Origin of the sequence: Burkholderia sp. D-99 (assembly GCF_011605345.1) — a bacterium.
Classification (GTDB): Bacteria; Pseudomonadota; Gammaproteobacteria; order Burkholderiales; family Burkholderiaceae; genus Burkholderia.
On record NZ_JAAOXM010000003.1, the window covers coordinates 547,979 to 560,540 of the forward strand.

A 12,562-nucleotide genomic window follows, 5' to 3' on the forward strand; every position below is an offset into this window, starting at 1 on the left:
CCCAAACGATATGAACACTCCCGCTCCTACCGGTTTCCGTTGCGGCATGATCGCGATCGTGGGCCGCCCGAACGTCGGCAAGTCGACGTTGATGAACGCACTCGTCGGCCAGAAGATCAGCATCACGTCGCGCAAGGCGCAGACGACCCGCCACCGCATCACCGGCATCAACACGTTCGACGACGCGCAATTCGTGTTCGTCGACACGCCGGGCTTCCAGACCCGCCACAGCACCGCGCTGAACCGTTCGCTGAACCGCGCGGTCACGTCGACGCTGACATCGGTCGACGTGATCCTGTTCGTGATCGAGGCCGGCCGCTTCGGGCCCGACGACCAGAAGGTGCTCGACCTGATCCCGCCGGGCATGCCGACGCTGCTGATCGCGAACAAGATCGACCGCGTGACCGACAAGGCGACGCTGTTCCCGTTCATGCAGCAGATGAGCACGCTGCGCGAATTCACCGAGCTCGTGCCGCTGTCGGCGCAGCGGCCGGAAGACATCAAGCGCCTGCTGGATACGATCAAGCCGTACCTGCCGGAAGGCGAGCCGATCTACGGCGAGGACGAACTGACCGACCGCAGCTCGCGCTTTCTCGCGGCTGAAATCCTGCGCGAGAAGGTGTTCCGCTGGACCGGCGACGAGTTGCCGTACACGAGCACCGTCGTGATCGACAAGTTCGAGGAAGAAGGGCGGCTGAAGCGCATCTTCGCGACGATCCTCGTCGAACGCGATTCGCACAAGGCGATGGTGATCGGCAAGAAGGGCGAGAAGCTCAAGCAGATCAGCACCGAGGCGCGGATGGACATGGAGAAGCTGTTCGACGGCCCCGTGTACCTCGAGACCTTCGTGAAGGTGAGGAGCGGCTGGGCCGACAACGAGGCCGGACTGCGCGCCTATGGGTACGAATGACGCGCTGACGTCGACTGAAGACGCGGTGACGGCCGGCGCGAACGACGCGCCGCTGCCGGCACCGCCCGAACCGCCGCGCAAGGCGCGGCGTGCGACGTCTCGCACGTCCGATTTTCGTGTGGCCGAGCAGCCGGCGTACGTGCTGCACAGCTATCCGTACCGGGAAACGAGCCTGATCATCGACGTGCTGACGCGCGATCATGGCCGGCTCGCGCTCGTCGCGAAGGGCGCGAAGCGCCCGCACTCCGCGCTGCGCGGCGTACTGCAGACCTTCCAGCCGCTGCTGCTGTCCTGGTCGGGCAAATCCGAGGTGCGCACCCTGACCGGCGCCGAGTGGGTCGGCGGCATGCTGCCGCTCGGCGGCGACGGCTTGCTGTGCGGCTTCTATGCGAACGAGCTGCTCGTGAAATTCTGCGCGCGCGAGGATCCCCAGCCGCCGCTCTTCAATCATTACGTGCTGACCCTCACGCGCCTCGCGCACGGCGAGCCCGCGGTGCAGGTGCTGCGCTCGTTCGAGCGCGTGCTGCTGCGCGAGACCGGCTACGCGGTGGCGCTGAACCGCACGGTCGCGCGCCGTGCGGTCGAGCCCGACCGCCGCTACGTGTTCGATCCCGAGCGCGGCGTGCGCAATGCGGACGACGATGTGCCGTCGCACTGGCCGGTCATTTCCGGACAGACGTTGCTCGACATGGAGCAGGACGATTACCATCGAGCCCAGACGGTTGCGCAAAGCAAGACGCTGATGCGCTTCCTGCTGAACACCTATCTCGGCGGTACGCCGCTTGCCACGCGCCAGATCCTGATCGACCTGCAAAACCTATGAGCTTCTTCCTGACAACGCCCACCGCCATCGACCTCGGCGTGAACATCGACCACGTCGCGACGCTGCGCAATGCGCGCGGCACGACCTATCCCGATCCGATCCGCGCGGCGCTCGCCGCGGAAGAGGCCGGTGCGGATGCGATCACGCTGCATCTGCGCGAGGATCGCCGCCACATCGTCGATGCGGATGTGCGCAAGCTGCGTCCGCTGCTGAAGACCCGCATGAATCTCGAGTGCGCGGTGACGGCCGAGATGCTCGATATCGCCTGCGAAGTGCGCCCGCACGACGCGTGCCTCGTGCCCGAGAAGCGCGAGGAACTGACGACCGAAGGCGGCCTCGATGTCGCCGGCCACTTCGAGGCCGTGCGTGCAGCGTGCAAGCAGCTTGCCGACGTGGGCGTGCGCGTGTCGCTGTTCATCGACCCGGACGACACGCAGATCCGTGCCGCGCACGAAGCGGGCGCGCCGGTGATCGAGCTGCACACGGGCCGTTACGCGGAAGCGCACGACGAAGCCGAACAGCAGCGCGAATACGAGCGCATCGTCGCGGGTGTACAGGCTGGCGCGCAGCTCGGCCTGAAGGTCAATGCCGGTCATGGGCTGCACTACACGAACGTGCAGCAGATCGCCGCGATCGACGGCATCGTCGAGTTGAACATCGGTCATGCGATCGTCGCGCACGCGATTTTCGCAGGCTGGGACAACGCGGTGCGTGAAATGAAGGCGATCATGGTCGCTGCACGCGTTGCCGCGCTGCATGGCGGCGCACGTTGAAGATGAAATGCTGCCGCGCGTCGCGCGTCATGGCTGACCCGGCTCCGCCGGGGCAAAGCGGCGCGTACTGACATGGCGATCTACGGCATCGGTACCGACATCGCCCAGGTGAGCCGCATCGCGGCCGTGCTCGAACGCACCGGCGGCCGGTTTGCCGAGAAGGTGCTGGGCCCCGACGAGCTGCGTGTGTTCCATGCGCGCCGCGCCCGCTCCGAGGTGCGCGGCATCGCGTTCCTCGCGACACGCTTTTCCGCGAAGGAAGCGTTCTCGAAGGCGATCGGGCTCGGCATGCACTGGCCGATGACGTGGCGTGCGCTGCAGACCCTCAACCACCCGAGCGGCGAGCCGTACGTGGTCGCGTCGGGCGAGCTGGCCGACTGGCTTGCCGCCCGTGGCATCACGGCGCGCGTGACGGTCAGCGACGAACGCGACTACGCGGTGTCGTTCGTGGTTGCCGAGACGGACGCCGCGCCTGCACCTGTTTCCCGAACCTCCTCCTGACGGAATTCCCGATTCGATGAAAACGACTCCCGGCCCGGTCATGCTCGACGTCGTCGGCACGGCCCTGTCGCGCGACGATGCGCGGCGCCTCGCGCATCCGAATACCGGCGGCGTGATCCTGTTCGCGCGGCACTTCCAGAACCGCGCGCAACTGACCGCGCTGACCGACTCGATCCGCGCGGTGCGCGAAGACATCCTGATCGCCGTCGATCACGAAGGCGGGCGCGTGCAGCGTTTCCGCACCGACGGTTTCACGGTGCTGCCCGCGATGCGCCGCCTCGGCGAGCTGTGGGATCGCGACGTGCTGCTTGCGACGAAGGTCGCAACGGCCGTCGGCTACATCCTGGCCGCCGAGTTGCGTGCGTGCGGGATCGACATGAGCTTCACGCCCGTGCTCGACCTCGACTACGGGCACTCGAAGGTGATCGGCGATCGCGCGTTCCATCGCGATCCGCGTGTCGTCACGCTGCTCGCGAAGAGCCTGAACCACGGGCTGTCGCTCGCCGGGATGGCGAACTGCGGCAAGCATTTCCCGGGGCACGGCTTCGCGGAGGCCGACTCGCACGTCGCGCTGCCGACCGACGACCGCACGCTTGATGCGATCCTCAAGCAGGACGTCGCGCCTTATGACTGGCTCGGCTTGTCGTTGTCTGCGGTGATTCCCGCGCACGTGATCTACACGCAGGTCGACAAGCGGCCGGCCGGTTTCTCGCGCGTGTGGCTGCAGGACATCCTGCGCGGACGGCTCGGCTTCACGGGCGCGATCTTCAGCGACGACCTGTCGATGGAGGCCGCGCGCGAAGGCGGCACGCTCACGCAGGCGGCGGACGCCGCGCTCGCTGCCGGTTGCGACATGGTGCTCGTCTGCAACCAGCCGGACGCGGCCGAGGTCGTGCTGAACGGGTTGAAAGCGCGGGCAACGGACGAGTCGGTGCGACGCATCAAGCGGATGCGCGCACGCGGCAAGGCGCTCAAGTGGGACAAGCTGATCGCGCAGCCCGAGTATCTGCAGGCGCAGGCGCTGTTGAGCAGCGCACTGGCATGAGCGGGAAGGGGATGGCGCGGTGTGCGCCATTCCGGTCGCCGAAACAAAAAGCCGCGCAATAGCGCGGCTTTTTCATGGGTGACGGCAGGCGCGAACCGGGCAGTATCAGGCGTCAAGCGGGCCGGTACCGTGGTTCTTTTGGTGCAACTAACGGTCTGATTCCGTCAGTGCCTGAAAGCATCGCTGCCTGCTCAGTTCACCTTCATCCGCTGGAGCTTGTTGTACAGCGTCTTCGGGCTGATGCCGAGCAGTGTTGCCGCGCGGTGGCGCGTGCCGCCGACCGCGTCGAGCGTCGCGCGAATCAGCAGATCCTCGACGTCCGACAGTGGCGTGCCGACCTTGATCTGCACGCTGCTGCCGTTCAGCGCGGCGCCGGCCGAGAAGCTCGGCTCGCCCGCGCGCAGCGTCTCGATGAAATCGCCCGATGCGTCGTATGCGAAGCGCACGCGCTCCTGCAGCTCGCGCACGTTGCCCGGCCATTCGTAGGACAGGCATTCGCGCACGAAGCCCGGCGCCGCGCGCTTGTCGGTCGTGCTGCGGCCGGTTGCGCGCGCTTCGCGGTTCAGCTCGTCGATCAGCGCGTCGCCAATCGCGAGTGCGTCGCCGTCGCGCTCGCGCAGCGGCGGCATCGTGATCGACGCCGCATCGAGGCGCAACCACAGATCCTCGCGCAGCGTGCCGTTCGCAACCGCTTCGCGCGCCGGGCGGCGCGTGGTCGCGATCAGCCGGAAATCGCTCGTGATCGAGCTCGTGCCGCCGATCCGCATGAAGTTCTGCGAATCGAGCGCATGCAGCAGCGCTTCCTGCAGCACGAGCGGCAGCGCGGTGATTTCGTCGAGGAACAGCGTACCGCCGCCGGCCTGCTCGAACAGGCCCGATTCGCGGCGCTCGGCGCCGTCGAATGCGCCGCGCTCATGGCCGAACAGCACGCTGTCGAGCGATGCGCCGTGCCGGCCGGCATGCGCGATCGTCCGGCAGTCGAACGACACGAACGGCCCCTTGCGGCGCCGGCTCAGGTCGTGCAGCGTACGCGCGGCCAGTTTCTTGCCGGTACCGGCTTCGCCCGAGAACAGGACGGCCGTCTCGGTGCGTGCGTTGTGCTCGATCATGTCGTACACGTGCTGCATCGCGTCGCTGCGGCCGACCAGCGCGCCGAAGCGGCCGAGATGGCGCAGCGATGCACGCAACGACTGCACTTCGTCGATCAGTTCGTAAGGACGGGGGATCCGCGCGAGCAGGCTGCGCAGGCGCGGAATGTTGATCGGCTTCAGCAGGTAGTCCCAGATACCGTGACGCAGGCCCTCGATGGCGCTCTCGACCGTCGCATTGCCCGTCAGCACGATGACGGGCAGCGAGCCGTTCGGCTGTTGCTGCGGCAGGTGCTGGAGCAGGTCGAACCCGCTGCCGTCCGGCAGGTTCAGGTCGACGAGCACGACATCGGGAATCGAGCGGCCGAGCGCCGTGCGCGCTTCGGCGAGCGACGTGGCCGTGTCGACCGAGAAGCCGTCCGCGGCGAGCAGCGCGGTGAGGCCGGACAGACTGTTGGGATCGTCTTCGACAATCAGGGCGTGTGGCATGGTAGACGCGAGTCGAGTCAAGAGAGGCGGGCTGTCGGTCATCAGGGCCGCAGCCGCATGTCAGATTAAAAACTGATTTTATGCCCCGCTGAACGCGTAACGAGCATTATTTCTCCGGCGCTATAAAACAGTTACCGATGATACAAATTGAATATCTTTACCGGTGGATTTTGTGCTCTATATGAGACTGCTCCGCGCTCGCTTGTTGGCGCCGGACAAACAAAAAGCGCCCCGAAGGGCGCTTTGTTCGATGCGGGCATCGTTCGCGATTACGCGCGGCTGCGGTATTCGTTCGTACGCGTATCGATTTCGATCTTGTCGCCGGTGTTGCAGAACAGCGGCACTTGCAATTCGAAGCCCGTTGCGAGCTTGGCGTTCTTCAGCACCTTGCCCGACGACGTGTCGCCCTTGACGGCCGGTTCCGTGTAGGTGATCTCGCGAACGAGGACCGTCGGCAGGTCGACCGAGATCGCCTTCTCGTTGTAGAACACGACTTCGCAAGCCATGCCGTCTTCGAGGTAGTTCAGCGCTTCGCCCATCATTTCGGCTTCGACTTCGTACTGGTTGTAGTCGGCGTCCATGAACACGTACATCGGATCGGCGAAGTACGAATACGTCACTTCCTTGCGGTCGAGCACGACGACGTCGAACTTGTCGTCTGCCTTGTAGACCGATTCCTGGCCTGCATTCGTCAGCAGGTTCTTCATCTTCATCTTGACGACGGCGGAGTTACGGCCCGACTTGTTGTATTCAGCCTTGGCGATGACCCATGCGTCGCTGCCGATCTGCACGACGTTGCCTACGCGGAGTTCCTGTGCGGTTTTCATAAAAAACTGTCCTGATCAAATCAAATAAATAGGTGCCTGAGCGTTGCACAACGGGTGAGGCGCCAAGCAGACGCGTTCCGGTGGGCGCCAAAAGCAAGCGCTTGCGTGGTCGGCCGTCGGATAACCGCTTATTTTAACTGAGATTTTGCGCATTCCGCCAGCTTTCCCGCGAGATCGCCGACGGCCGTGAGCGTATCGGCCCAGCGGGCCGCGTTGGCGTCCAGTGCGGCGCGGTGCTGCCAGAAATCGGCCCAGTCGGGCGTGCCGGCGCCGTTCCATGCATGCCAGAACCGCTCGAGCGCCGCGCGCGGCGCGTCGGCGAGGCCGGCCGACAGGTGCGCGAGCGCGGCGTCGAGTTTTGGCAGGTGCACGTCGTCGGCCTGCGGGTAGATGTGCCACACGAACGGCTTGCGTGCCCACTGCGCCCGGACGAAGGAATCCTCGCCGCGCACGAAATTGATGTCGGCCACCCACAGCAACGGATCGTAGTCAGCCTGGGGGACGAACGCGAGCCCGTGAGCCGTCAGGTTGCCGCTGCGCGCATGCGCGCCCGCGCCGAGTGACTCGACCCCCAAAAAACGCGCGACGGCAGGCGACACGCGGCCGGCCGGCACGAGTGCGACGACCGGCGACGGTCCGTCGCGCCACTGCGCGAGCAGCGCGTCGACGGCCGGATTCTCGTACGCGAACAGGCTGACGACCGTCGTGCCGGCGGCCGGCGGCGCGCCGCCGGTCGTGCGCCGCCACCATGCGTCGCGTGCCGCCGCGTCGGCTTCGAAGGCCATGCGGCGCGAATCGAGGTCATGCTCCTTCAGGACGCCGCCGGTGCCGGCCGACAGGCCGGGGAAGAAGAAGGTCTTCAGCAGCGGGTAGCGAGGATGCTGCGACGGGCGCAGATGGAAATCCGCGACCCAGTCCTCGGCGCTCAGGTATTCGAGGTTGATCCACACGGGGCGGCGCGCGCGGCGCGCCATCGCCGCGAGATACGCGCCGGGCAGTTCGCACGCGAACGCTTCGATCACGACATCGGCGATTTCCAGTGAGTCGCCGACTTCCGCATGCCAGTGCTCGACCACGATTGCGTCGATCGTCTGCCGCCCTGCGTCGGGATCGACCCCGGGCAGCAGGCGCGCGAACGTGCGCAGGTCGTCGACGAACAGGCGAACCTGCCAGCCGTGCTCGTGTGCGAGCTGGCGCGCGAGGCGCCAGCACACGCCGATGTCGCCGAAATTGTCGATCACCGTACAGAAGAGGTCGCAGGCGATCGGTTCGCCCGGCGCGAGCGGCGCGGCGGGCAGGGGGGCAGTGGTGGTGCGTGGCATCGAAGCGGGCCGGTGAATGCTCTAAACTGGCGATTCTAATAGACCCGTTCTGCGTTACAAGGCGCCCGGATCACGCATGACATCCCCTGAAGCCTCCGATACCCCGTTCGAACCGAAGAAGATCCTTGCGCAACTGCCGCACATGCCGGGCGTCTATCGCTATTACGACACGGCGGGCGCCGTGCTCTACGTCGGCAAGGCGCGCGACCTGAAGAAGCGTGTATCGAGCTATTTCACGAAGACGCAGCTGTCGCCGCGCATCGCGATGATGGTCACGCGCATCGCGCGCATCGAGACGACCGTCACGCGTTCGGAGGCCGAGGCGCTGCTGCTCGAGAACAACCTGATCAAGGCGCTCGCGCCGCGCTACAACATCCTGTTTCGCGACGACAAGTCGTATCCGTACCTGAAGCTCACTGCGCACCGGTTTCCGCGGATGGCCTACTACCGCGGCTCGGTCGACAAGCAGAACCAGTATTTCGGGCCGTTCCCGAGCGCCTGGGCCGTGCGCGAGAGCATCCAGATCCTGCAGCGCGTGTTCCAGTTGCGCACCTGCGAGGATTCGGTGTTCAGCAACCGCACGCGGCCGTGCCTGCTGCACCAGATCGGGCGCTGCACGGCGCCGTGCGTCGGTGCGATCTCCGACGAGGATTACGCGATCGACGTGTCGAACGCCGCGCGGTTCCTGCTCGGCCGGCAGTCCGAAGTGATGAAGGAGCTCGAGCAGAAGATGCACGCGTTCGCGGCCGAGCTGAAATTCGAGCAGGCGGCGGCCGTGCGCAACCAGATGAGCTCGCTCGCGACGGTGCTGCACCAGCAGGCGATCGAGGTCGGCAGCGACAGCGACGTCGACATCCTCGCAGTCGTCGCGCAGGGCGGGCGCGTGTGCGTGAACCTCGCGATGGTGCGCGGCGGCCGGCATCTCGGCGACAAGGCGTATTTCCCGACGCACGTCGAAAGCGCGCTGACCCTCGCCGAGGGCGGTCTCGGCGACGAGTCCGAGCCGGCGGAGGCGGCCGATGCGGTCGACGCGACCGCCGACGCCGGCGCATTGCCCGACCTGCCGGTGGAAGAAACCGGCCGCGCGCGCGGCGACGCGGTGGCGTCGGTCGAGGCCGAGGTACTCGATGCGTTCATCGCGCAGCACTATCTCGGCAATCGCGTGCCGCCCGTACTCGTCGTGAGCCATGCGCCCGCGAGCCGCGACCTGCTCGAGCTGCTGTCCGAGCAGGCCGGCCACAAGGTGTCGCTGGTGCGGCAGCCGCAGGGGCAGCGGCGTGCGTGGCTCTCGATGGCAGAACAGAACGCGCAGATCGCGCTCATGCGGCTGCTGTCCGAGCAGGGCTCGCAGCAGGCGCGCACGCGTGCGCTGGCCGAAACGCTCAGCTACGAATGCGACGATCTCGCGACGCTGCGGATCGAGTGCTTCGACATCAGTCATACGATGGGCGAGGCGACACAGGCGTCATGCGTGGTCTACCACCATCACAAGATGCAGTCGGGCGAATACCGTCGCTACAACATCACCGGGATTACGCCGGGCGACGACTATGCGGCGATGCGGCAGGTGCTCACGCGCCGCTACGAGAAGATGGTCGAGCAGGCGGCGCAGGTGGCGGCAGCCGACGATGCGGCCGGTATCGACGGCGAGTCGACGCGCCAGGCCGAGGCGTCGAGCCTGTTGCCGAACATCGTGCTGATCGACGGCGGCAAGGGTCAGGTCGAAATCGCGCGCCAGGTGTTCACCGAGCTGGGGCTCGACACGTCGATGCTGGTCGGCGTCGCGAAGGGCGAGGGGCGCAAGGTCGGCCTCGAGACGCTCGTGTTCGCGGACGGCCGCACGCCGCTCGAACTCGGCAAGGAGAGCGCCGCGTTGATGCTCGTCGCGCAGATCCGCGACGAGGCGCACCGCTTCGCGATCACGGGCATGCGCGCGAAGCGGGCGAAGGCACGCCAGACGTCGCGGCTCGAGGAGCTCGAGGGCGTTGGCGCGAAGCGCCGGCAGCGGCTGCTCGCGCGATTCGGCGGGCTGCGCGGCGTCGTTGCCGCGAGCGTCGAGGAACTCGCGAGCGTCGAGGGCATCTCGCATGCGCTCGCCGAGCAGATCTACAAGCAGCTTCACTGACGCGGCCGTGCGGCCGGCTGCCTCGCCAGCGTTCTTGTGGCAGGCCGGTCGACACGGCACAATTGCGAATCCTTTACTGTCCCGCATGCCATGCCGTTCAATTTCCCGATTTTCCTGACGTGGGTACGGATCGTGCTGATCCCGCTCGTCGTCGGCGTGTTCTATCTGCCGGACACGGTGATGGGCGGCGCGCACCGCAATCTCGCGGCGGCGGCGATCTTCATACTCGCGGCGCTGACCGACTGGTTCGACGGTTATCTCGCACGCAAGTGGAACCAGACGTCGTCGTTCGGCGCGTTTCTCGATCCGGTGGCGGACAAGCTGATGGTGACGGCCGCGCTGCTGATCCTCGTGCAGATTTCGCGAGTCGACGCGGCGATCGCACTCGTGATCGTCGGCCGCGAGATCGCGATTTCGGCGCTGCGCGAGTGGATGGCACAGATCGGCGCGTCGAAGAGCGTCGCGGTGAACCAGCTCGGCAAGTTCAAGACCGCATGCCAGATGATCGCGATTCCGATGCTGCTGTTCTACGGACCGCTGCCGCTCGGCGTCGTCACGATCGACACGCGCGTGTGGGGCCAGTGGTTGATGTATCTCGCGGCGGTGCTGACGATCTGGTCGATGCTGTACTACATGAAGCTCGCATGGCCGCAAATTCGCGAGCGCGGCGGCGCGTGATGCATGTCACGTGTCCGGTCGAGCGGGTTTTTTGGAAAAAGGGCTGGAAAAGCCCTTGACACACGAATGTGCCTTCGACATAATCTCGCTTCTCCGCTGCACGACGAAGTAAGTGTGTGACGGGGAAGCAAGCAGTAACGCAGCAATATGCGGGAGTAGCTCAGTTGGTAGAGCGCAACCTTGCCAAGGTTGAGGTCGCGAGTTCGAGACTCGTCTCCCGCTCCAGATTTTTCTGGCAGCGTGTTGGTCGGCAAAGCGCTGCAGATGCAGGACAATGCGGGAGTAGCTCAGTTGGTAGAGCGCAACCTTGCCAAGGTTGAGGTCGCGAGTTCGAGACTCGTCTCCCGCTCCAGATTTTTTTGGCAGCGTGTTGGTCGGCGAAGCGCTGCAGATGCAGGACAATGCGGGAGTAGCTCAGTTGGTAGAGCGCAACCTTGCCAAGGTTGAGGTCGCGAGTTCGAGACTCGTCTCCCGCTCCAAGTAATGGGGAAGCCAAGCTTCCCTTTTTATTTGATGGACTTCCGGTCCTCGAATAAAGAATCTGTCGCTTGCCTCACGGCATCCGGACAGTCCGCTTTTGGCGCGATAGCAAAGCGGTTATGCAGCGGCCTGCAAAGCCGTTTAGGCCGGTTCGACTCCGGCTCGCGCCTCCAGGTAGGAAGAGAAAAGCCCCGCTTCGGCGGGGCTTTTTTTTTTTTTCGCGTCCGTTGCGGAGGCGGCTCGTGAGGCGGGCGGGGCGGTTGCGGTAGCATGACGCGATCGGCAGGCGTTCGAGTCCTGCGCGAGACGTCGAGGTTATCGATGGATAAACCAGGTGAAGCGGATTGAACACCCCGGCGCCCGAAACGAGGGAGGCGCGGCTCTCCGATTGCACTGCAATCGCGGGGTTGCTGCGCCAGCTCGGATATGACGCAACGCCCGCGCTGATCCATGAAAAATTGCTTTCGCTGGCCGGCAAGCCGGATGACCGGGTTTGCGTCGCAACGTTGGATGGCGAGGTTGTCGGCAGTATCAGCCTGCACATCCTTCCGCTCTTTCATGCAGCCGGAAATCTCGGGCGCATCACGAGCATGGTCGTTGACGAGCGTCACCGGGGATGCGGAATCGGTGGCGCGCTGATGGCGGCCGCCGAACGCTGGTTCGAGAGCGGCCGATGTGTGAAGCTGGAGGTAACGAGTGGTGATCACCGTCCGGACGCCCACCGCTTTTATGCACATCACGGTTTCGTGCGCGACGGGCAGCGGCTCTCCAGGAAAATGCGTCCGTAGCGCGCGTACGAAAACAAAAGCCCGCTGCGAGCGGGCTTTTTGATTTTCGGCAGATCGAGCGAGATGCTCGAACGAACTCCGGCTGCGCGATGCCGCTCGTTCGTCGCGACATCCGCTCAGCCGTCCACCGGCTGCGCCGGCGTCTCGAGCGTCAACTGATAGAACGCCGCATCGAGCCAGCGGCCGAACTTGAAGCCCGCTTCCTTGATCGTGCCCGAGTGCACGAATCCCAGTTTCGTATGCAGGGCGATGCTCCCCGCATTGGTCGCATCGATGCAGCCGACCAGCACGTGTACTTCCGCCTCCCGTGCGCGCCGGACGACTTCGCGCAGCAGCACCTCGCCAAGCCCGCGGCCGCGCTGGTCGCGATGCACGTACACGCTGTGTTCGACCGTGTACTTGAAGGCGGGAAACGCGCGGAACGTGCCCCAGCTCGCGAAGCCGAGCAGCGTGCCCGACGCGTCGACCGCGCCGATGACCGGGAAGCCGCCTGCGCGTTTCGCCGCGAACCACGCGACCATCGCTTCCGGCGGGCGCGGCTTGTAGTCGTACAGCGCGGTCGAGTTCGCGATCGCGTCGTTCAGGATCTCGAGGATGGCCGGCGCATGCTCGGCTTCGCTGCAATCGATCAGGCGCACGTCGTCGCGCTGTTTCGGGGAATTCATACGGACTCCTGTGGGCAGTAAGTAGGTCGCGCGCACGGCTGCTGCGAC

The 12,562-nt window shown here is 65.6% G+C and carries 12 protein-coding genes and 4 tRNA genes; 12 read left to right on the plus strand and 4 right to left on the minus strand.

The window, feature by feature from the left end; all coding sequences use genetic code 11:
• Positions 1-10: 10 nt before the first annotated feature.
• The 5 genes from era to nagZ all read left to right on the plus strand — a co-directional run bounded on the left by era (position 11) and on the right by nagZ (position 4,052).
• Positions 11-910: a GTPase Era gene (gene era, locus HAV18_RS16615; protein WP_166957635.1), complete on the plus strand. Its 900-nt coding sequence runs from the start codon at positions 11-13 to the stop codon at positions 908-910.
• Positions 897-1,733, plus strand: a complete 837-nt coding sequence (gene recO, locus HAV18_RS16620) for a DNA repair protein RecO (RefSeq protein WP_166957637.1) — start codon at positions 897-899, stop codon at positions 1,731-1,733. The genes era and recO overlap by 14 nt, the downstream gene beginning before the upstream one ends.
• Positions 1,730-2,506, plus strand: a complete 777-nt coding sequence (pdxJ, locus tag HAV18_RS16625) for a pyridoxine 5'-phosphate synthase (protein ID WP_166957639.1) — start codon at positions 1,730-1,732, stop codon at positions 2,504-2,506. Before recO ends, pdxJ begins: the two co-directional genes overlap by 4 nt.
• 72 nt (positions 2,507-2,578) lie before the next feature.
• Positions 2,579-3,007 carry a holo-ACP synthase gene (gene acpS / locus HAV18_RS16630; RefSeq protein WP_166957641.1) on the plus strand — a complete coding sequence of 143 codons (429 nt, stop codon included), beginning with the start codon at positions 2,579-2,581 and terminating at the stop codon, positions 3,005-3,007.
• Positions 3,008-3,023: 16 nt separating this feature from the next.
• Positions 3,024-4,052, plus strand: coding sequence for a beta-N-acetylhexosaminidase (gene nagZ, locus HAV18_RS16635; protein WP_085039819.1), 1,029 nt, complete (start codon positions 3,024-3,026; stop codon positions 4,050-4,052).
• Positions 4,053-4,243: 191 nt separating this feature from the next.
• Here nagZ and HAV18_RS16640 read toward each other — a convergent pair whose 3' ends face one another.
• The 3 genes from HAV18_RS16640 to earP all read right to left on the minus strand — a co-directional run bounded on the left by HAV18_RS16640 (position 4,244) and on the right by earP (position 7,778).
• Positions 4,244-5,629: a sigma-54 dependent transcriptional regulator gene (locus HAV18_RS16640; RefSeq protein ID WP_021159683.1), complete on the minus strand. Its 1,386-nt coding sequence runs from the start codon at positions 5,627-5,629 to the stop codon at positions 4,244-4,246.
• A 269-nt stretch (positions 5,630-5,898) separates the two neighbouring features.
• Positions 5,899-6,456 carry an elongation factor P gene (gene efp / locus HAV18_RS16645; RefSeq protein ID WP_047900193.1) on the minus strand — a complete coding sequence of 186 codons (558 nt, stop codon included), beginning with the start codon at positions 6,454-6,456 and terminating at the stop codon, positions 5,899-5,901.
• A gap of 128 nt (positions 6,457-6,584) precedes the next feature.
• Complete coding sequence (gene earP, locus HAV18_RS16650) at positions 6,585-7,778, minus strand: elongation factor P maturation arginine rhamnosyltransferase EarP (RefSeq protein ID WP_166957643.1); 1,194 nt, start codon at positions 7,776-7,778, stop codon at positions 6,585-6,587.
• A gap of 76 nt (positions 7,779-7,854) precedes the next feature.
• On the opposite strand from earP, the gene uvrC reads away from it, so the two are divergent.
• The 7 genes from uvrC to HAV18_RS16685 all read left to right on the plus strand — a co-directional run bounded on the left by uvrC (position 7,855) and on the right by HAV18_RS16685 (position 11,849).
• On the plus strand, positions 7,855-9,903 hold the full coding sequence (gene uvrC, locus HAV18_RS16655) for an excinuclease ABC subunit UvrC (protein ID WP_166957645.1): 2,049 nt from the start codon (positions 7,855-7,857) through the stop codon (positions 9,901-9,903).
• A 90-nt stretch (positions 9,904-9,993) separates the two neighbouring features.
• Positions 9,994-10,581: a CDP-diacylglycerol--glycerol-3-phosphate 3-phosphatidyltransferase gene (gene pgsA / locus HAV18_RS16660; protein WP_166957647.1), complete on the plus strand. Its 588-nt coding sequence runs from the start codon at positions 9,994-9,996 to the stop codon at positions 10,579-10,581.
• 149 nt (positions 10,582-10,730) lie between these two features.
• Positions 10,731-10,806 (plus strand) — tRNA-Gly (locus tag HAV18_RS16665).
• A gap of 51 nt (positions 10,807-10,857) precedes the next feature.
• Positions 10,858-10,933 (plus strand) — tRNA-Gly (locus HAV18_RS16670).
• Positions 10,934-10,984: 51 nt separating this feature from the next.
• Positions 10,985-11,060: transfer RNA gene (locus HAV18_RS16675), tRNA-Gly, on the plus strand.
• Between the two features lie 100 nt (positions 11,061-11,160).
• A tRNA-Cys gene (locus tag HAV18_RS16680) sits at positions 11,161-11,234 on the plus strand.
• A gap of 171 nt (positions 11,235-11,405) precedes the next feature.
• Complete coding sequence (locus HAV18_RS16685; protein WP_166957649.1) at positions 11,406-11,849, plus strand: GNAT family N-acetyltransferase; 444 nt, start codon at positions 11,406-11,408, stop codon at positions 11,847-11,849.
• A 116-nt stretch (positions 11,850-11,965) separates the two neighbouring features.
• Here the strand turns inward: HAV18_RS16685 and HAV18_RS16690 are convergent, their stop codons facing one another.
• The gene (locus HAV18_RS16690) at positions 11,966-12,514 is read right to left on the minus strand and encodes a GNAT family N-acetyltransferase (RefSeq protein ID WP_166957651.1); all 549 of its coding nucleotides are present in this window, start codon (positions 12,512-12,514) and stop codon (positions 11,966-11,968) included.
• Positions 12,515-12,562 lie beyond the last annotated feature (48 nt).